This window comes from Methanobrevibacter ruminantium (assembly GCF_016294135.1).
GTDB lineage: Archaea > Methanobacteriota > Methanobacteria > Methanobacteriales > Methanobacteriaceae > Methanobrevibacter > Methanobrevibacter ruminantium_A.
Genome location: NZ_JAEDCO010000007.1, coordinates 24,324 through 45,329 on the forward strand (window position 1 = coordinate 24,324; position 21,006 = coordinate 45,329).

Annotated in this window: 20 protein-coding genes and 1 tRNA gene; 4 read left to right on the forward strand and 17 right to left on the reverse strand. The window is 32.5% G+C overall.

Features of this window, described 5'->3' with window-relative positions; all coding sequences use genetic code 11:
- Window positions 1-51: 51 nt before the first annotated feature.
- The 5 genes from VW161_RS03175 to VW161_RS03195 all read right to left on the reverse strand — a co-directional run bounded on the left by VW161_RS03175 (window position 52) and on the right by VW161_RS03195 (window position 4,355).
- Complete coding sequence (locus VW161_RS03175) at window positions 52-1,065, reverse strand: DegT/DnrJ/EryC1/StrS family aminotransferase (RefSeq protein WP_325192698.1); 1,014 nt, start codon at window positions 1,063-1,065, stop codon at window positions 52-54.
- Between the two features lie 51 nt (window positions 1,066-1,116).
- Window positions 1,117-2,313 (reverse strand): Nre family DNA repair protein, encoded by a 1,197-nt coding sequence (locus tag VW161_RS03180; protein WP_304087784.1) that lies wholly within the window; start codon window positions 2,311-2,313, stop codon window positions 1,117-1,119.
- 139 nt (window positions 2,314-2,452) lie between these two features.
- The gene (guaA, locus tag VW161_RS03185) at window positions 2,453-3,379 is read right to left on the reverse strand and encodes a glutamine-hydrolyzing GMP synthase (RefSeq protein WP_298535820.1); all 927 of its coding nucleotides are present in this window, start codon (window positions 3,377-3,379) and stop codon (window positions 2,453-2,455) included.
- Between the two features lie 100 nt (window positions 3,380-3,479).
- Window positions 3,480-3,722 carry a hypothetical protein gene (locus VW161_RS03190; protein ID WP_304087782.1) on the reverse strand — a complete coding sequence of 81 codons (243 nt, stop codon included), beginning with the start codon at window positions 3,720-3,722 and terminating at the stop codon, window positions 3,480-3,482.
- Window positions 3,723-3,785: 63 nt separating this feature from the next.
- Window positions 3,786-4,355, reverse strand: coding sequence for a GMP synthase subunit A (locus VW161_RS03195; protein ID WP_304087780.1), 570 nt, complete (start codon window positions 4,353-4,355; stop codon window positions 3,786-3,788).
- A gap of 209 nt (window positions 4,356-4,564) precedes the next feature.
- Here VW161_RS03195 and VW161_RS03200 point away from each other — a divergent pair, with 209 nt between their 5' ends.
- The 3 genes from VW161_RS03200 (at window position 4,565) to VW161_RS03210 (ending at window position 6,281) form a co-directional block, all read left to right on the forward strand.
- Complete coding sequence (locus tag VW161_RS03200; protein WP_298535826.1) at window positions 4,565-4,711, forward strand: hypothetical protein; 147 nt, start codon at window positions 4,565-4,567, stop codon at window positions 4,709-4,711.
- 132 nt (window positions 4,712-4,843) lie between these two features.
- Entirely contained in the window at window positions 4,844-5,569 is a 726-nt protein-coding gene (locus VW161_RS03205; protein ID WP_304092615.1) for an Ig-like domain-containing protein, read from the forward strand.
- Window positions 5,523-6,281: a hypothetical protein gene (locus VW161_RS03210; protein ID WP_304086568.1), complete on the forward strand. Its 759-nt coding sequence runs from the start codon at window positions 5,523-5,525 to the stop codon at window positions 6,279-6,281. The genes VW161_RS03205 and VW161_RS03210 overlap by 47 nt, the downstream gene beginning before the upstream one ends.
- Before the next feature lie 191 nt (window positions 6,282-6,472).
- Here VW161_RS03210 and VW161_RS03215 read toward each other — a convergent pair whose 3' ends face one another.
- The 11 genes from VW161_RS03215 to VW161_RS03265 all read right to left on the reverse strand — a co-directional run bounded on the left by VW161_RS03215 (window position 6,473) and on the right by VW161_RS03265 (window position 18,568).
- The gene (locus VW161_RS03215) at window positions 6,473-7,414 is read right to left on the reverse strand and encodes an NAD(P)/FAD-dependent oxidoreductase (RefSeq protein ID WP_304086565.1); all 942 of its coding nucleotides are present in this window, start codon (window positions 7,412-7,414) and stop codon (window positions 6,473-6,475) included.
- 120 nt (window positions 7,415-7,534) lie between these two features.
- Window positions 7,535-9,472, reverse strand: a complete 1,938-nt coding sequence (gene gatE, locus VW161_RS03220; protein ID WP_304086562.1) for a Glu-tRNA(Gln) amidotransferase subunit GatE — start codon at window positions 9,470-9,472, stop codon at window positions 7,535-7,537.
- A gap of 11 nt (window positions 9,473-9,483) precedes the next feature.
- Complete coding sequence (gatD, locus tag VW161_RS03225) at window positions 9,484-10,791, reverse strand: Glu-tRNA(Gln) amidotransferase subunit GatD (RefSeq protein ID WP_304092610.1); 1,308 nt, start codon at window positions 10,789-10,791, stop codon at window positions 9,484-9,486.
- A gap of 223 nt (window positions 10,792-11,014) precedes the next feature.
- Window positions 11,015-11,087 (reverse strand) — tRNA-Ala (locus VW161_RS03230).
- 540 nt (window positions 11,088-11,627) lie between these two features.
- Window positions 11,628-12,059 (reverse strand): very short patch repair endonuclease, encoded by a 432-nt coding sequence (locus VW161_RS03235; RefSeq protein ID WP_304086556.1) that lies wholly within the window; start codon window positions 12,057-12,059, stop codon window positions 11,628-11,630.
- Window positions 12,060-12,131: 72 nt separating this feature from the next.
- Window positions 12,132-12,932 carry an NAD(+) synthase gene (gene nadE, locus VW161_RS03240; protein WP_304086552.1) on the reverse strand — a complete coding sequence of 267 codons (801 nt, stop codon included), beginning with the start codon at window positions 12,930-12,932 and terminating at the stop codon, window positions 12,132-12,134.
- Window positions 12,933-13,103: 171 nt separating this feature from the next.
- Window positions 13,104-14,597, reverse strand: a complete 1,494-nt coding sequence (locus VW161_RS03245) for a 2-oxoacid:acceptor oxidoreductase family protein (protein WP_325192699.1) — start codon at window positions 14,595-14,597, stop codon at window positions 13,104-13,106.
- A 12-nt stretch (window positions 14,598-14,609) separates the two neighbouring features.
- Window positions 14,610-15,776: a 3-methyl-2-oxobutanoate dehydrogenase subunit VorB gene (locus tag VW161_RS03250; protein ID WP_304136265.1), complete on the reverse strand. Its 1,167-nt coding sequence runs from the start codon at window positions 15,774-15,776 to the stop codon at window positions 14,610-14,612.
- Window positions 15,777-16,031, reverse strand: a complete 255-nt coding sequence (locus tag VW161_RS03255; protein WP_296856814.1) for a ferredoxin family protein — start codon at window positions 16,029-16,031, stop codon at window positions 15,777-15,779.
- Window positions 16,032-16,186: 155 nt separating this feature from the next.
- Window positions 16,187-17,860: an AMP-binding protein gene (locus tag VW161_RS03260; protein WP_304086503.1), complete on the reverse strand. Its 1,674-nt coding sequence runs from the start codon at window positions 17,858-17,860 to the stop codon at window positions 16,187-16,189.
- A gap of 156 nt (window positions 17,861-18,016) precedes the next feature.
- Window positions 18,017-18,568, reverse strand: coding sequence for a helix-turn-helix domain-containing protein (locus tag VW161_RS03265; protein WP_394349906.1), 552 nt, complete (start codon window positions 18,566-18,568; stop codon window positions 18,017-18,019).
- Between the two features lie 433 nt (window positions 18,569-19,001).
- On the opposite strand from VW161_RS03265, the gene VW161_RS03270 reads away from it, so the two are divergent.
- Window positions 19,002-19,370 carry a hypothetical protein gene (locus tag VW161_RS03270; RefSeq protein WP_304086499.1) on the forward strand — a complete coding sequence of 123 codons (369 nt, stop codon included), beginning with the start codon at window positions 19,002-19,004 and terminating at the stop codon, window positions 19,368-19,370.
- Between the two features lie 158 nt (window positions 19,371-19,528).
- Here the strand turns inward: VW161_RS03270 and VW161_RS03275 are convergent, their stop codons facing one another.
- Complete coding sequence (locus VW161_RS03275) at window positions 19,529-20,902, reverse strand: MATE family efflux transporter (RefSeq protein WP_304086496.1); 1,374 nt, start codon at window positions 20,900-20,902, stop codon at window positions 19,529-19,531.
- Window positions 20,903-21,006 lie beyond the last annotated feature (104 nt).

The window sequence follows — 21,006 nt, forward strand, 5'->3', positions numbered from 1 at the left end:
ATTTTTTTAACCTTAAACATACTTCAATTTAAAAAAAAAAACTATTTTTAATTAATTATCAAGGCACTTTAAAGTTTTGATGATTTCATCCAAATTATCCTGACTTAAACATTCAATATCCAAATTCTTGATTTCCAAGGCAACTGCTTTTTCTTTTAATCTGTTATAATTAGGACATTTGGTAATCATTCCATGGCTGTCTAAAACAAATTCCTGACGTAATTTATATGATAATGACTTAGGGTCTCCTGTTTCTACAATAACATTTATTCCCCTTTTATCCTTGTGGAATACATTGAAACTTGTTTTTTCTTCAATAGCTTCCTTAAGATATAGGCATGCATCAACAGTCTTTTTAAGGTTATCCTTAGCGCAATCCAATTCATTATAGATTCCACAGGCAGTTATGTTGCTTGCATTATTTGTTTTCAAAAGAAGTTTTGACTTATCAAAAAATCCCTCATCATTTGCTGTTATGAATCCACCATCCTCAACATTGACTATTTTTGGAGAGCCTGTAGATCCAATAATGATGTCTGAATAATTTCCATTTGCCAATCTATTCTCATAATCCCCAATAGCTCCTGATGCATCTTCCACAACAAGAATATTGTTCTTATGGGCAAAATCACAAATTGCCTTCAAGTCCTGCTCAGCAGTATAAGCTGCAAAACTTGTTAAGAATAGAGCAGATTTATTGTTTTCATCATCCAAATCTATAATATTGTCTTCTGATGATGAAATAATTGACTCGTTGAGATTATCTAAATCAATTAATCCCTCATTAGTCTTTACAGTGATTAAGTCCTTATTTAAAAAATTAGCTATTTGCTTAAATCCGTTCCATGCCCCTTGATCTGGAATTAAAATAGCGCCATCAATAGAATTCATAGCAGAAAGAATTGCAGAATTGCCACTATTCACCAATTTAACATGGATTTGATTAGTGATATGGGCTAATTTCTCTTCAGCCAATGCATGATAATCCTTTTTATCCTCACCACTTGCCACTTTAGACATGGCCATTTGAGTTTCCTTTGATGGTTTTTTAAATTTAAGATTCATATTTTTACCTAAAGTCATTATTTAATGATTAATTTTAATATAAATTTGTTATTATTGTTGCAAATCTGGAGATTTCTTGAAGAAGGAATCCAATGTTGTCTGCTTTGAATGCAATAATTCCTTTAGCAAATTGCTTTGCTTTACATATTTGCTGATTGGAATCTTTAATTTAGTTCCGCAGTAAACAAGAGAGTCTTTTAGTGATTCAAACTCCTTGTACTCCCCATCCATCGCATATTTAATATTCTCTCTAACATTAAACACTCCAAGAGGAACATACCCGGAATAAGCTTCCCTAAGTATAATAACGCCAGATTGAAGTTTTAGTTTAGCTAATTTATCCAATACTGCCATTTTAGCAGTGTAATAACATCCACCTACACAGGAATATTCAGTTTTATCAGTATTTGTTTCATAATCCGAAAAAATCATTTCCTCTTTACCAAGTATTTTAATAAATGCTTCAAACCATTCATATTGCCATTCGGTAGGTGTTAAGATAATAGCATAATAATTTTTCAAGCTTGAAAATTCATAAACCCTATAGGAATCCATTATATTATAATGTCTGACTTCCTTCAATAGATTGTCTGCAATTGTACTGTCACAGGCAGTAATTGACCATCTTGTTGGAACCAATTTTCGATTCTTTTTAAGACCGAATGCTCCAACAGAAAACGCCTTTTGCATTGCTGAAAATGGAACATCCTTATTATGGAGATTCATCACCGCTTCACGAGCCTTTAAATCAGTGTCATAAAAGCTTTTTTCAAGTTGCTTATCCCATTTGACTGCATCAATGTCGAATTTTTCAATTAAAGCGCTTGGACCATGAGGTGTGCTTTCTTCACTGAACATTGAACCGCTAGGCCTTGATCCAAAAGTGGCTTCGCTGTCAATGGATTTTGATGCAAGAGAAATGTCCTGAAGCTTTTCAACAAAGGGATTCTCCAAATCCTTAATGTCAATCAATTGTTTTCCACGGACAAGATTCAATCGGTATCCAATAATGTCTTCTTGGGTTTTATTTTCACCTATCCACTGCTCTGGAGAGTCCATTATATATGTATCTCCAAGTTGAGGAACCATCATTGGTCCAGCATACACTTTAGGATAGCTCCATCGACCTATAAAAACAGATGGTGGTGTACTTCCATCTAAATCCTTTCCAACATCAACTGATCTCATCTGTATATTCTCAGTTAATTTGGCTAAATAAGCATTCTTAGTAGTCTTAGATGTTCTCATAATAATACCTTAAATAAAATAAATGATGATGATTGCTAATTGAGTATGATGAAAAATAAAATAGTTAAAATTAGTTTTAAAAACTAATTTAACTTTAATTTAGAGAATTTATATTAAATTTTTGTCAATTAATAAATAATTAACAGAATTCAATGGTACTAGGTGGCTTGTCACTAATGGATAAAGCGACATGGGTAACTTCAGAAACTTCAGAAGTGATTCTTCTGGAAATGGTTCTGATTACATCCCAAGGCATTTCAGGAACAGTTGCAGTCATTGCGTCAATAGAACTGATTAATCTGATTACAATAAGATAACCGAAGTCCCTTTCATCACCTTTTACACCAGTTACCTTAGTGTCAGTAAGTACAGCGAAATATTGCCATAATTCCTTATCTAAGCCAGCTTTTTCCACTTCTTCTCTTACAATAGCATCTGCAGCTCTGCAAACAGCTAAATTATCTCTTGTTAAAGCTCCAACAACTCTTACACCAAGTCCAGGACCTGGGAAAGGTTGTCTTTGTACAATGCTGTCTGGAAGACCTAATTCAGTACCGACTTCTCTTACTTCATCTTTATATAAGTCTCTTACAGGTTCAACTACTTTTAAAACCATACCGCTTGGCAATGCCATGTTGTGGTGAGTCTTGATTTCTCCTTCAGTTTCAATCCAATCAGGAGCAATGGTACCTTGAACCAAGTATTTAGCGTCAACTGCTTGTGCTTCTCTTTCAAAGACTTCAATGAATACTCTTCCAATGATTTTCCTTTTCTCTTCAGGGTCATCTACACCTTCAAGTTCGGATAAAAATTCATCAGATGCATCAACATACTTGAAGTTTAATCTTTCTTCGAAAACTGCACAAACCTGTTCTGCTTCTCCTTCTCTAAGCAATCCATGGTTAACGAATATTGCAGTCAAATTGTCACCAATAGCTTCTTGGGTAAGAACTGAACAGACAGAACTGTCAACTCCACCGGATAATGCTATAATAGTTTTTTCATCACCAATTTCTTCTTTGATTTTACGAGTAGCATCTTCAATAAATTCTTTTGGGTTTAACATAAAAATACCTTAAAAAATTATTTAAAAATTATTGTTCCAATAAAGCTTCTTTCAATGAATATAATTGAAATTATGAAAAATATTATGTAAATTCTTGGATTTATTCAAAATCTTCGATAAATTCCATAATGATAGCTTCTAAACCTTCGTCTTTGCCATCCATTACAGCATCCATCATGTCTTCGTATTTGACATATTTTTCAATTTTAATAGCTTTTTCACCAATGCCAGTTATTCTGAAATCTTGTTCACCATCACCAATAGGAATGCTAATGGTTTTGAATTTTAAGTTAGCTTTATTGTCAATTGCTTTTTTCTTAAAGTCATCTAAATTATCAAACATCTTATCAACCCTTTTTTAAATTTAAAATTAATAATAAATATAATAACTCTTTTTATTTTTAATTTATCCATTTTTATAATTCTGACAAATCTCATAAAAATTCTTAAAGATGAATTCTCCTTTAGGAGTGTGATGAACTTCTGGATGGAATTGAATTCCATAAATCTCTTTTTCCTTATGTTTCATAGCTTCTATATCACAAAGAGAGGAACTTGCAATTATGTCAAATTCTTCAGGAAGAGTGTGAACTTCATCTTTATGAGAGCTCCAAACGTCAAGTGGAGATTCAAGTCCTTTAAAGAGACTGGAAGTATCTAAAAGATTAATTTTTACTTGAGCATAACTTTCAGTGTCTGAAGTGGAGACTTCACCACCAAAGGTTTTAGCTATTAACTGATGACCTAAACAAATGCCAAGAATAGGAATATCAAAGTGCTTGATGAATTCTGGAGCATTTCCCACATCATCAATGGAAGGACCTCCACCTAAAATCAAGCCGATAGGCTCTTTTGATTCAATCTCTTCAATGGATAGTTGATTGCTAACCAATTGAGAAGGAATCTTAAGATACTGTAAGCTTCTTTGGATTCTGTGGTTGTATTGTCCCTTGTTATTAATAACTAAAATTGTCATATAATCTCTCAAAATCATTTTTTTTACGAATAAATTCCTTATAATATTACATTAAAAGCTAAAAATTAAATGCATATATAATGTATAATATTATATTAATTTAATATATATTTAATATAATATATAAATTTATTACATTAACTTACCATATTAAGATAAATTAAACAACTTAAATAAATTTAAATAGTATTAAAAGATAAATAAGAACTATGAAAATCGATGAATTAATAACCTATTTAATAATTATTATAGTTGTAGCAGCTTTAATTAAAGTGTTTGCATGGTTATTACCTATCTTTGTTGTATTGGCAATAGCCTATGTATTATATGTATTCATTACTGAAAAAGAATATTAACTTTAGATATTATATCTTAGTTATTTCATTTTCATCTATCTTTTTTTATTTTTTGATTAATGATTATTTTTAAAATTAGGTTAATTAAAATCAGACTTATTAGAATTATTTAAACTCCCAAGGAGGTATTAAATGAATAAAAAAACGTTCAGATATTTTTGCGCTATTTTGATTTTTCTTTTCATAATTAACATAGGCATGATATCTGCAAGTGAAATAGATCAAAGCACAGATGCTTTTTCAAATCAAATTTTAAGTGACAACTCTGGAGTGGATGAGGTTCTCACAGATAATCCGGAAGGATGCTCCACAGAGATAATTCATGAGGAGACAGAAACCACAGGAGACAATAACAATTCAAGCCCTGAAATTACAGATCCAACTGAACCGATAGTAGATGAACCTCAGGAAGTGATATTGGAAAAAACATCCATAAGCTCTGCAGATTATGTCATAAAGAACAATTATTTAAATGTTTATTTGAAAGACAGTTCCAAAAATGCCATTGCAAATCAGGAAGTTACACTTACAATTAATGGAAAGACCCTTTCTGCAATTACCAATAGCAATGGAGTATGTAAATTCAATATTACAAATGCAGCTAAAACATATTCTGTGACATTGAATTTTGAAGGGGATGACAAATACGAGTCCTCAACAAAAACATTGAATTTAAGAGTTATTGCAAAGCCAATCTATACAAAAATGACCATTGCACAATATGGAATCTTTAGAGGCAATTGCTTGAATGTTTACTTGAAAACAACTGCAGGCAAGGCAATAGCTAATCAAACCATTAAAATTACAATCAATGGAAAAAACCTATACAAGAATAACAAAAAAGAACGGTTTAGCTAAATTGAAAATCAGCTTAAGGTCTAACATTTATAGCGTTACCATCAAGTATGCTGGAAAAGGCAATTACATGCCTGTAAGCAAAAGCACTAAAGTAAATGTGCTTACAAGCAAACTTATAGGAAAAACCAGCTATGGAAAGGTATACTTCATTGGACCTATTGGAAACCGCAGCTCAAAAGTAAAAATAGCTTATGTTGTTGGATTGCATTCAATGGAACATCAAATTCATGATTCACTTTATAAAATCATAAAAAATAAAGTAGTGATGAATTATAAGTATTATGTTTATAGAATCGTTTTAACCAATAAGAAAGGATCATATTCCACCTTAAGAATGAGAGGTCAAAAGCTTGCTAAGAACTATATAGTTCCTCATGCAAAAAAGCAAAACTTTGATTTGGTGGCTGACATTCATTCCACATCTGGAATAAGCTATAAGCAAACTTACTTTATACATGTTCCAAAGAATCAGCATACTCCTTCAATGAAATTGGCTAAAAAGACCATTAAAATAATTAAATCTATTGAGAAAAACTCTAAGATGCTATATTGGTCTCCTCCAACTCAAACAAGTCCTCCTTATATCCACTTACCATTGATTAAGGCAGGAACACCTACATTTGTATTTGAGACTTGGAGCTATGAGAAAAAATCTCAAACTGATAAAAGAGCTAAAATATTAATACAAGCAATAGATAAGGTATTTGATTAGATAATTAAATATCTTATTTTATTTTTTTTGAATAAAAATAATTATTCGTTGAAATACGAATGAAAAATAATTTTAAAAAAATATTAAATAAAAAAGATTATTAAAAAATTAAATTAAAACTAAATTAAAACTAAATTAAAATTAAATTAAAAAAATAAAAAATAAAAAATAAAAAATATATAAAAAAAGAATTATTGAAGATTTAAATAATTATAAGCAGAAATAGCAGCTACTGCACCTTCTCCACAAGCTACAATCCACTGTTTTACACCACCAGTAATATCTCCCGCAGAATAAACTCCTTCTACATTGGTAGCCTGATTCTTGTCAGTAATTATGTAACCGTTCTCATCCAAATCCACTCCTAATTCCTTAGCCAATACATTGGAAGGATCATCACCAATAGCTACAAAGACAGCATCTGTTTTATAATCCTCTTCTTTGCCATTTCTTAAAAGAGTTACTGAATCAACAGCCATATCTCCTTTAATCTCTTCGATAGTTGAATTCCAAAGAACTTCAATATCATTTTCCTTCAAAGCATTTTGGAGGTGATGCTCACATCTCAATTCATCTCTTCTGTGAACCAATTTAACATTGCAACCAAGGTTCTTAAGGTATAATGCCTCTTGAGCAGCACTGTTTCCGCCACCTACCATAAGAACATCCCTTCCAATGAAAAACATTCCATCACAGGTTGCACAGTATGCCACTCCACGACCTAAAAACTCTTCTTCACCTGGAACATTCAAATGCCTATGGCTTGATCCAGTAGCAAAAATGATTGTTTTGGTGAAGAATTCATTTTCACCTGCATCATCAGATGTCATCAATAAAGGAGAATTCTTAGTCTTTAGATTAAAGCCACCTTCTGTTTTTTCAATTGATTCAATTACTGTGTTTTCCAAGATTTCACAATAATTTTCACTTTGAGCCTTCATCTTTTGAATGAGTTCCATTCCAGCAATCAAGTCAAAACCAGGATAATTCTGCATCATAGGGACTTCCAAACCTAATCCTCCAGCCATTCCTTTATCAATGACTAAAGTTTTTGAGTTTTGTCTTCCAGCATACATTCCTGCAGTCAATCCTGCTGGACCTGCACCAATAATTACAATGTCATAATTCTCCATATTACACACCTAATAAATATGAATAAATTTTTTAAAAATGGACTATTTTCTAAAATATGAATTTGAAGTTTTTAAAAATTGACAAGAATTTATTTTAAAAAAATAAAATAGAATCAAAATCTATAATAGATTTTGAATCTCTTCTCTTACAATTTTATTCACTAAACTACCATCTGCTTTTCCTTTAAGCTTTTTCATACTCATTCCCATTAAAGGGCCCATAGCACCCATTTGACGTTCCTTGATCATGGATTCATTTTGAGTAGCTATTTCATGGATAATATCTCTAACTGCATCTTCACTTAGAAGAGTTAAATTAGCTTCTTCAGCAATTTCTGCTACATCAGCATCTGGTTTTTTGCTAACTGCAACCATCAAGTCTTTTATAGCATCCTTAGAGATTTTTCCTTCTTCAAGAAGTGAGAAGACTTCAACCAATTTTTCCTCATCAAAGATTGAAACATCTATTCCCTCTCTTCTTAAATCCCTTAAATCTGAAACAAGTACAGAAGCAACAGTTGTTGGATCAACTTTAACCTTGCTTAATAATGATTCGAAAGTGTCTTCAAGCAATCTTCTAACGATTTGGCTTGCTAAATCTTCACTGAGCTTGTATTCTGCCTTGATTCTTTCCTTCTTCTCATCAGGAAGTTCCGGAAGGTTGTTTTTAATAGGTTCAACCATATCATCAGTGATTTGGAACAATGGAATGTCAGTTTCAAGATACATTCTGTTTGCAGTTGGAAGAGGTCTCATGTATTCTGTATTTCCATCATCCAATGCTTTTCTTGTCTCTTCAACAACACCGTCAAATGCCATGTTTGCTCTTCTGATGACTTCATTCAATGCATTAACTGCAACATCCTCATCGTGAGCTACAATGATTATTGCATCTTGAGGACCTATTTTAAGGAACTCTTTCATAGCATTGACTTCATCTTCTTGAATACCGTATGCAGGCAATTCATCTGTGTGGAAAAGTCCTGAAACACCCATCTTTTTAGCATAGCTGGACAATTCAGTACCAAATCTTCTGCCTGGCTGAATCTCTTTACCGATAAGACCATCAAATCCTCTTAAGATAATACCTTTAATGCATGCTGCAGAGGATAAAATCTTAGATGAAGTGTCTTTGAATACTTCATCAAGGTCGTAAATGGTATCTTCAACACTTGCATCTCTTTTTATGAGTTCATCTTTAATGTCTGCAAGTGCCAATTGCCTTTGAACTTCCCTTTCTACAATTTCAGGCATTAAATCAAGGTCCTGTACACCTTTGATTTCTACCCTTGCACCTCTTGTAATGGAGATGTTTACATCCTGACGGATAGTACCGATTCCTCTTTTTACATTAGTGCTTCTTAAGACCTGACCAATCATATAAGCAACTTCTTTTATTTGCTCTGGATGGTGCATGGAAGGATCTGTAGTGATTTCTGCAAGAGGAATTCCTAATCTGTCAAGACGGAATTCAGTAAATTCATCATCTGAATCTATCCTTCTTGCTGCATCCTCTTCAAGCCCTAATGATTCAATAGCCACTCTTCCATATGGAGTGTCTAGGTAACCGTCAGTTGCTGCAAGACCGGTTCTTTGGAAACCTCCAGTGTTACTTCCATCAATTACCTGTTTTCTCATTGTATGGAATTCATCCACCATTCTCATGTTTAAAAGTGAAGCGATAGTAATACAAATATCCAATGCTTCCCTATTCAATGCATGAGGAGGTTCATCATCAGTTTCAACAAGACAAGTGTGATTGTTGAATGACTCATACTTAAAGGTCATGTCCCTTAAGGATTCTTGCAAAGCAGCCCTGTCTATTTGACCTAATTCACTTTGAGTTGGCCTTAAGTTTCTTATGATTCCATCATCAAATTCATCATCAATAAGTTCAGTTGAACATGGACAGAAAAGCTTATGCTTTGTATTCAATTGTTGGTGAATTTCTAAACCCATCATAAGTCCAAGCTCTTTCCAATTTCTTTCAATCTTAGGAGTTTCAGACTTATTGTTTTTGTTTCCTTTGTTTCCTTTTTTAGATTTGTTTTTAGCCATTTTCTACCCTCCTAATTCAAGAAATATTTAAGTGAAGAACTTTCATTCAATTCTCCAGCAACATTGGTTTGAATAATGTCTTTAACTTCATTTACATCTTCAGTCTGTCCTAAAGCCCATGCCAATTTCACATAAGCGGTTTCAGGAGTCATGTCCATACCGGAAATTACACCAGCATCCTGCAACAGTCTTCCTGTACTGTAAACATTCATGTTTATTGTACCATATAAGCATTGGGAAGTCATTACAACTGGGATGCCATCATCGTTAGCTCTTTGAAGTGCATCAACCATATAATCAGGAACATGTCCAAGACCGGTTCCTTCTATAAGCAAACCTTTGTATCCTTTGTCAATGTGATAATCAATTATGTCAGACTTGATCCCTGGGAATGATTTGATTAAAGCAACCTTGCTTTCAATAGCTGTATTCAATTCCAATTCATTTTCTCCACGTTTTGTATATGGGAGATTGACTGATTTCACTTTACCGTCTCTTAAAATAGCTATTGGCTCACTATCGATGCTTCTGAAAGTGTCCCTTCTGCTTGTGTGCATCTTGCGCACTTTAGTTCCCTTATGAAGTGCACAGTCACCGTCATTCAATGTGTTGTGCATCAATACTGTAACTTCTGCAATGTCGGACAATGCAGCTCCACATGAGTTGTAAATGTTCAGGAACGCATCTGTTGAAGGTCTGTCTGAACTTCTTTGTGCACCAGTAATTACAATAGGAACAGGTGTTTTAATCATAAAGCTCAATGCCGCTGATGTGTAATGCATAGTGTCTGTACCATGAGCAATCACTATTCCATCAGCACCGTTATTGATGTCATCAGCAATGGATTCTGCTGCTTTTACCCAATATTCTGGCTGCATATTTTCAGATAATATGTTATATAAAGCCTTTACATCATAATTTGCAAGGTCTAAAAGCTCGGGATTTGCTCTTAATAAGTCTTCTGCAGTGAATTTAGGATGTACAGCTCCAGTCTTGTAATCGATAATTGAGGATACTGTACCACCAGTGGATATGATGGAGATGTTTTGTTTGTTAGGATCTTTTTCTATTTTATCTCCTTCAAAACCAATTTTTGGCTTGTCTCCCTTTTCAATAAGTTCTATGTTTGCAGATTCAATGTTTACTCCAACATTATATCCGCTGTCAAGTTTAATTACAATATAAGCATCTTTTGCATCTTCAGATCTGTCAAGCAATATTCCCTCATAGGAAATATCTTCCTTTGTTACCTTTATTGTATCACCAATGGTAACATTAGCATTATCTAAAAACTCTTTGGAAATTTCTTTATAAGTCATTTAATTCCTCTTAATCTTTTTGAATTATAATAATTATTATCATTAGAAATAGATTTCAAATCGTTTAAAAATCTATATTATATTAAATTATATTTATTAAAGTATATAATATTTAGTTTATATTAAAAAAATGTTAAAAAAATTAGAAATAAAATAATAAAAATATAAAAATATAAAATTATGCTGAAAATATTAGAAAAATTTTAATAATTAAAATAAAAAGTGGACTGACCGGGATTTGAACCCGGGGCCTCCGCCATGCCAAGGCGACGATCTCCCATCTGAGCTACCAGCCCACAATAGTTAATTAAATCCAATTAATTAAAATAATTAAAATAATTAAATTAAAAAAAGAATTAAAGAATTAAGTTTTTTAAAAAACTTAATTGAAAACAAAATAAAAATAACAGTTACATCTATTATTTTATTGATACATTGCACATTGTGCAAGAAAGTATTATTATATAGTGCTCATATATAATCGAGGATAATATCTCCCTCGTTTAGGAATATTAACATTCCTAAAAATACTAGGAAACTAAAAGATACAGTCATAAACATTTAGCGACTCCATTTTTAAAGTTCTATAGTGATATAGAACATAATAATCATACATGATTTTCTTAAAATAAAAAAATCATATATTATTTACTATTATAAAAAAACTGGTATATAAATACATACTATTTAATCCTCTGATTGTTCGTATTTTCCAATATGAACTACGAACAATCAGTTATTTTAGAAAAAAATCGTGTTAAATCATTATAAATAATTATAAATCGTTATAAATTATTACATGAAATAAAAAATTAGATGAAATTGTAATAATTTTCCTATTCTTCACTATCTTGGGATGTTATTCTATTATATAATATTTCAAGTGTCTCTTCACGCTTGTCCTTTTTTAATTCGCACTCCCAGACCGTAAGGACAGTCCATCCCATCGCTTTAAGCTCTGCCTGATTACGTGCATCACGTTCTCTATTTCTATAGAGTTTCTCCTCCCAGTATTCAACATTGGATTTCGGCATTTTAGCATACTTGCATCCCTCATGAAGATGCCAGAAACAGCCATGAACAAAGACTGCAGTCTTATACTTTGGAAGCACAACATCAGGACGTCCAGGATACCTTTTATCATTCTTTCTGAATCTAAGCCCTCTTGCGAAGAGGTACTTGCGAACAAGAATTTCCGGCTTGGTGTCCTTTCCCCTAATCCTTGACATGATGTAACTGCGAGTCTCCTTACTAAATTTGTCAGCCATGAAATCATCTCTAAAAAAACATCACAATGGATAAAATTCAAATATTATTATATTCAATCTAAAAAATAAAAATTATTCATATTTGAAACTTGGCATCAATTCCAACTTGAATTTATTCAATTCATGAAGGTAATCAATCCTATCTTTTGTCTTTTTATCACTAATTTCACCAGTTCGTATATACTTATCCAATACATCATAAGTAAATCCGAGCTTCTCTTCATCAGATTGATTGGAGAGTCCATCAGTTGGTACCTTATCAACTAACTCCCTCGGTAAATTAAGGCTTCTTCCTATTTCCTTAACTTCAGTTACTGTAAGGTTTGAGAGTGGTGAAAAGTCTCCAGCTCCATCACCATATCTTGTTGCATAACCTACCCAATCTTCAGACAGATTGCAATTGTTTGCAACCCTACCGTTATTGCTTTGACTTACTGCATATAAAACAGACATACGGATTCTGGGTGGAAGGTTTATCATGGTCTGTTCGGATATTTCGATATCAGATTTCATCATTTGATCTAAAACTCCATTTACAGCATCCTTAACATTGATAATATAATGCTTTATGCCTAAATGATTTACAAGAAGCTTAGCAAAATCAATGTCTGATTGAACATCATTAGGCATTAGGACTCCTATTACCCTGTCTCTTCCTAAAGCTTCAACACATAATGCAGCAACTACAGAGCTATCCTTACCTCCAGAGATCCCTACAACAGCATTGCAACCTTTTCCGTTTTCTTCAAAGAAATCTTGAATCCATTTAACACATTGATCTTTAGCGTCCAATGCATCAAATTCGTAATCTTTAGTGATAATATCTCCTCTATATAGTTTTAAAAATAGGTTCTTTTCAAATAATAATTTCAATTTTTTATATAATAAACTTTTTTAAAAAAATTAAAATCATAAAAATAATTTAAAATGAAAAAATAGGTAATAAAAATAAAAAATAATAGAATAAAAAAATTATAAAAAAATTGTAAAAAAAATAAAAAAATAATAAATAATGAAGAATAAAAAAGAAAAAGAGTTAAGAGATTATCTGTTTTCTCTTAACCAAGTTGCTCCTGCTTCCAAAACCTTTAAGTTAACATCAATGAGTTTTGGTTTAGCTGCAAAGGTATCCTTAATACCGTTTTCAAATGCTTCTTTAGATAAGATAGGACTATCTGCACCTAATTCCATTAAAGCACCTAAGATTGCAGTGTTCATAGCCTTTGCATTACCTACCTCAGTTGCAATAGCTCTTGCTGGAATAGCAATGATCTCAACATCATCTTTTACATGAAGGTTATCCTTATTGTAATCTCCTGCACGGGAATCGTATAGGATTATACCTTTTTCCTTAACATCAATAGAATATTTTTCTAAAGCAGGCTTGTTCATTGCAATTAAGATATCACATTCTTCCACAACTGGAGAACCGATGGTTTTTGCTGAAATGGTTACAGAACAGTTGGAAGTTCCACCTCTTTGTTCTGGCCCATAGCTTGGGTACCAGGATACTTCCTTACCTTCACTACATGCTGCTTGAGCAAGGGTGAGACCAGTACTCAATACTCCTTGACCACCAAAACCAACAATTTTAACCTTAATGTCATCAAAGTCCTCTTCGATTTCCTTGATCTCCTTGCTTCTGTCTATTCCAAAGACTTTATCAAGAGTTTCAATAGAGAAATCACTTACAGGTCTTTCCTTAGGTTCCCTTTCTTTGGATAAATCCCTGAATCTTTTTACAGGGAATTCCTTACCCATTTCATTAATCAAGAAATCCTCTACACCTTTTACATCTCTTCTTATATTGGTTGGACAAGGTGATAAAACTTCAACGAAAGCATAACCTTTACCTTCTTTCTGAATCATTAAAGCTTTTTTAATAGCTATTTTAGCTTTTCTAATAAGATTTGGATTTGCTAAGGACACTCTTTCAATGAATACAGGTGCCTTTAAGTTATCCAATAATTCACATAAGTGCAATGGATATCCTGCAAAGTTAGCGTCTCTTCCGTTTTGACAGGTTACAGTCTTTTCACCAATCAAGGTTGTTGGTGCCATTTGACCACCAGTCATTCCGTAAACAGTATTGTTTACAAAGAAAACAGCTAATTTTTCTCCACGGTTAGCAGCTTGCAATGTTTCATTCAATCCAATGGAAGCTAAATCCCCATCTCCTTGATAGCTCATTACAATAGCATTGTCTTCAGCTCTTGAAATACCAGTAGCAACTGCAGGAGCTCTTCCGTGTGCAGTCTGTACATTTCCACAATTGAAGTAGTAATAACCGAATACAGCACATCCTACAGGAGAAATCATTACGGATCTTTCTTGAATATCCAATTCATCCATCACTTCTGCAATCAATTTATGTAAAATACCATGACCGCAACCAGCGCAGTAATGAGTATTGTAAATGTCATTTCCTTTTCTAGGGAAGCTGTCATATAAGGATTCTGGCTTTTTAATAACTTTTTCTTCGATTTCACTCATTTGAACCTTTTCAATGTTTTCATCAGTTACTTTAATATTATCCATTCTTTCACCTCCCTAATCTACAACCCTATGATTATAATAGTTATCATTATCTAATTCTTCCTGATATTCCTTATCATTTAGGTAGCTTGCATCATAATCCTTTTCGTCACTGTGAACCTTGTGACGCTCATCGCTTCCTACCATCTTATAGATTTCATTAAGGATATCCTTAAGCTCAATTACATTTCCACCCATTCTGTTTACCAAATGGACATCATCGTAATTAGCTGCTGCCTTAACGTCTTCTCTTAATTGACCGTTACTCATTTCAACAGAAACAAATTGAACACCTTTATCTGCTAATTCCTTAATTCTTTTCTCTGGGAATGGGAATAAGGTGATTGGTCTTAAGAGACCTAATTTAATGCCTTTTTCTCTTGCAACATCAACTGCAGTTCTAGATAATCTACTGCTTGTTCCATATGCTACAATAACAATTTCAGCATCTTCAACCATATGCTCTTCATAAAGAACTTCATTTTGTCTGATAGTTTCATACTTTTCTTGAATTTGGAAGTTAAAGTCTTCCAATTGATTGAAATCAAGGAAAATTGAAGTAACTAAATTGTTCATGGTTTCCTTGTTGCCTCTTACAGCCCAAGATTCATCAATCTTAGGTTCAATAGCTTCTTTAGGGAATCTTAAAGGTTCCGCCATTTGACCTAATACTGCATCAGCAAGTACAACTACAGGGTTTCTGTATTTGGTTGAAAGCTCAAATGCCTTCATGGTAAAGTCACACATTTCCTGAACGCAGTTAGGTGCCAACACTATATTTCTATAGTTTCCGTGACCTCCACCTTTTACGATTTGATTATAATCTCCTTGTTCAGGACCGATATTACCTAAACCAGGACCTGCTCTCATTACATCCACAATAACTGCAGGCAATTCTGCACCTGCTAAAAAGGTGAATCCTTCTTGCATTAAGCTGATTCCAGGTCCAGATGATGCACTCATTACTCTGTGACCAGTGGAAGCTCCACCGTAAATCATGTTTACAGAAGCCTCTTCACTTTCAGCCTGCACAAATTTTCTTCCGACCATTGGGAAATATTTGGATGCCTCATGGAGAATTTCACTTGCAGGGGTGATTGGATAACCAAAGAAACAATCACAGCCAGCATATAATGCTCCAATGATTACAGCGGTATTTCCTTTTACAATTTGGTTACTCATTTAAGCATCTCCTTTAGGTTTTCTAGTCCTTCTAGGAATATGAACTTCAATAGCTAATGGTTCAGGACAAGTGTAATAACAATCTCCACAACCAATACAGCCTTCTCCAGTATATTCTGCATATTGATATCCGCTATCATTAATCTCTTCACTTAATTTAAGGCATTCCTCTTTGCAAGCGCTTATACATCTTAAACATGCCTTACAATTGTTTTTGCTAATGACAGGATATGGTTTAATTTGATTTACATTCATTTATTCACTATCCCATAATAAATTCAATTTTTTAAATTTTGAAATATTAATTGATAAAATTGATTATTGATCTTTTAAACTAATTATTGGTCTTTTAAACTTAATCTGATTATTAATTGAAAAGTTTAAAAAAAATAATAAGAAGAGAAAAATAATTATTTTAGTTTATTCTCATCTTCAGTTCTGATTATCTTTCTTTGAATCTTACCACTAATTGTTTTAGGCAATTCTTCAACAAATTCAATCATTCTTGGATATTTATAAGGAGCGGTTTCATGCTTTACATGATTTTGAATATCCTTTTTAAGCTCTTCACTTGGCTCGAATCCTTTTGCAAGAACAATTGTTGCCTTAACGATTTGGCCTCTCAATTCATCAGGAACACCGGTAATTGCACATTCCAATACTGAAGGGTGAGAAATTACTGCATTTTCCACTTCGTACGGTCCAATACGGTACCCTGAAGACTTGATTATATCATCATTTCTTCCAACAAAGGTGTAATAACCGTCTTCATCTATATATGCAGTGTCTCCACAGTGGTAATAACCATCATGGCATACTTCATCAGTTTTCTCTTGGTTTCTGTAATATTCCTTAAATAAACCTACAGATCTTTCTCCAGTTATATCAAAACAGATTTCTCCTTCAGAACCAATATCTACAGTATTGTGGTCAGAGTCTAAAAGGGTTACTTTAAATGCAGGGGATGGTTTTCCTACAGAACCTGTTTTTGATTCCATCCAAATGAATGTAGCCAATGAAAGGGTGGTTTCAGTTTGACCGAATCCTTCTTTAATCTCCAATCCAGTGAATTCCTTGAATCTTTTAAATACTTCAGGAGGCAATGGCTCTCCAGCAGTAGTTGCATATTGAACATTTGAAAAGTCAAATTGGGATAAGTCTTCCTTAATCAAGAATCTGTAGATTGTTGGAGGTGCACAGAAAGTGTTTACCTTGTTTTCAATGATCTTTTCCATTAAATCCAAACCATTGAATCTAACATAATCGTAAACAAATACTGCAGAACCTGAAATCCATTGACCATAGTAGTTACCCCATACTGCTTTACCCCATCCAGTATCAGCAGATGTGTGGTGAACACCGTCTTCTACAACATTATGCCAGTATTTTGCAGTGATTAAGTGTCCAATTGCATAAGTGTGAGCATGTGCAACCATTTTAGGGTTTCCAGTGGTTCCGCTTGAGAAATAAATGAGGAAAGTCTCATCCTCGTGAGTTGCATCTTCTCCAGTTGGCCTTTCGAACTCATCACTCATCTTAGCGAGTTCCTCATCAAAGTTTAACCAACCTTCCTTATCGATATTTCCTACAAGAGCTTTCTTAAGCTCAATGCCTAACTCCTGTTCACAAGCTTCATAATCTGGAATCAATTGGTCTTCTTCAACAGATACAACCATTTTAATGCTTGCGTTTTCTACTCTATAAATAATATCATGAAGTTTTACCATGTGAGTGGTTGGAATAGCTATTGCACCGATTTTGTGAAGTGCAGTCATGCAGATCCAGAATTCATACCTGTTTTTTAAGGTGAGCAATACTGCATCTCCCTTATTGATTCCTTGGGATTTAAATAAGTTTGCAGCTTTATTGGATAATTTTTTCATATCCAAGAAGGTGAATACCTTTTTCTCGTTATCATCACACCAGATCAATGCAAGCTTTTCTGGGTCTATTCTTGCATACTCGTCCACTACATCAAAACCAAAGTTAAAGTCCTTTGGTACAGTAAATTCAAAATTATCGTAAAAATCCTTATAAGATTTGAAATCAACTCTGTTTACAAAGTTTCCTATTAAAGATGTCATTTTATCACTCTATTTTTAATCTAAGCTAATATTCCCCTTGAATATAGCCATTAATCCTTCTTATTTTATTGTAAATTTTTCTGTTAAATATTCATTATTTAAATATAATTTTTTTCAATATGCTCAGTCAAATATTCATTAAATATTCTATTTCAATTACATAATTACAGCTAAAAATTTAGCTTTTTCATCATTTAAAGCAATCATTGCATGTTCACAAGTTGCATCAAAGAATATAGAATCTCCTTCGTTTAAAATAATCTCATTGTCTTTAATGAATATTTTAACGGTTCCTTCAAGAATATAGTTAAATTCCTGACCTGCATGTGAATTCAAAGAAGGAATAGCATCTTCTTTAGGATCAACAGTTACAATAAACATTTCAGCTTTTTTATGAACGAATTTCTTACATAAGTTTTCATACTTATATTCTTTCCTTCTGTCAACAGCAAAACCTTTGTCTGCTCTAGTTACATCAAAATAAGTCATACGAGTTTCTTCACCAGTAAGAATCAAAGCTAAATCAACATTGAAAATCTGTGCAATTTGGTATAAGAAACTAGCTGGAATGTCAATAATACCATTTTCATATGAAATATAAGTTTCTTCGTCTACATCAAGTTCTTTAGCAATTTCTTCTGTTGTAATATCGGACAATTCTCTTAATTCTCTAATTCTCATTCCGATATCTTTGTTTACGTCACTCATTTTAACCATCTTTTTGATTTTTGTTTTTAAATTTTAATTGTTTTGTTTTAATAATTTGAACTATGTTCATATATTAATATATTATATAATACATAGCATTATGTAAATTTGTAATTAAACTAATATAAATATTATGGTAAAAACTACTTAAAAACTATAAAAAAATAATAAAATTAGAAAATATTGCTTAATTAACTGAATTAAGATAATTATTCAAGTATTATTGAAATAAAGACTTGATATGGTTATATCTATTGAAATTAAAGAATAATTTTATTCCATTTCAAGAAGAACAATAGAAGTGAAAATGATTTTTATAAAAAATTTTATATTATATAAAACAATAATAATAAACTGAATGAAAAAACTTTAAAAAATTTACATTATACTGACAAATACATTAAACTAATGAAAAATAAATGGAGGGACTAGTATGGTAAATAGAGAAGAATGTGTAATATTTAAACAAGAATTTGGAAATGAATTATTAGTTAATCAATCTTATGTTGGAATCAGAACAAAAGAAGATGGAATGATGTCCTTTAACCTTAGAGTTCCTAAAGATCAAATCACTGAAATTGAATCATACTTTAAAGGATTTAAAATCCCTGAACCAATTCTCATTGACATTGCATGCACTGGAAATATCCACTGCTACTTTAAGGGAATTTCACCAATAATAGAAAAACCGGAATATTCCTTTATTTCTGTAACTGTTCAGGAATTAAAACAAGAAGTAGTTGATGAAGAACAGGAAATAGGTATTCCTGCACATGAATGTGTTGGCTGTGGTTTACACTAGTTCAAGTACTTGAACTTATTGTAAAACATTAACCAACTTTTACTTTTTTTTTACTTTATTACTTTTTTAATTAGTTTACTTTATTACTTTTAACTTTTTTACTTTTTTCTTGCTTTTTAAAGTTTATTACTTTTTTAATATTTTAAAATTTTCTATTTTTAGGCAACTGTTTTTTCACACTCTTTCTTAAAGCTTCTCTCATAGAATTTTATGCATGCAAAACCAATGAAAGAACCTAAAATCATACCGATTATTGCACCTAAATAAACTCCAAATATTCCCATTTTAAGTGGAATTGCAAAGAGATAAGCAAAGAAAACACTTAAAATCAATTCCCTTAGAATTGTCAATGCCAGTGACTTGAATCCAGAACCTACCCCTTGATAAACATAAGCTGCAGTTGCTCCAAATGGTATGAAAAGATTATAGAAAACCATTATCCTAAGGACCTCTGCAGTTCTTACAATCATTTGAGGATTTCCATTAATGAAATTGAATCCTTCTGAAATCGGATAAGCAAAGACAAAGAAGATAATGCATATTATCAAGGTTATAAGAAAACTGATGAAAGTTGAATAGTTTATTGTTGTCTTGAAGTTTTCATAATTTCTAGCTCCATATGCAATTCCTGAAACTGTTATTGTTGAGAATCCAATAGCTATGCATGGCAGGAATCCAATGGAAACAAATCTCCATACAACAGTGAAAATAGCAACTTCAATTGTTCCGGCAGTTATGAAAATCAAATAATTGAAGCAAATGGCAACAATTGAATAAATCACCTCTTCACAGCTTGCAGGCAAGCTTACCAAAAGGATTTCCTTATAGATTTCCATTTTGCTGTGGTAATATCTTAAGCTTAGTTTTATGAAAGTGTCCCTTTTTATCAAATACCAGTAAAGCATCATGAGCAAGTTTGCAAGTGTGGACAATACTGTTGCAATAGCTGCTCCCTTAATGCCCCAATTAAAGTAATAAATGAAGATAGGATCCATTATCAAATTCAATATTGCATTTACAACTAAAGGCACTGCAGCTCTTCTAATGTCTCCTTCTGCTCTAAAAAGACTTGAAACCACTGCTGGAAAGAGCATTATATAACTGGTTAAGAAGATAATCATCCCATAATCCATTGCAAGATCAATTACTTCACTGGCTCCAAAGAGAATTAGCAAATCCCTTAAAAAGAAAACACCAACCAACAAAATAAGAATGGATACAATTGATGCGAGAACGATACTGTGAATAGCTGCATTGTTGGATTCCTCATATTGTTTGGCACCAATCAATCGTGAAATCAAAGAATTGGCACCTGCACCTATTCCTACACCAAAACCAATAATAACCAAGTACAATGGAGACATGAATCCTAAAGCGGCAAGTGGTCCAGAGCCAAGTCCACTTACCCACATGCTGTCAATTAGGTTATTGGCATACATCAATAGCATAGACAATATTGTGGGATAAGCCAATCTATTAATTGCTTTTTTCGGGTCCCCGATTATTGACTCAATATTCTTATTGATTTCCATAAGATTATATTGTGTTCTTATAGTATAAAAAATTAAAAATAGGTAAATAGGATAAGCAAATGTGGAAATGGAAAAATAAATTTAGAGAAATAAGAGAAAATGAA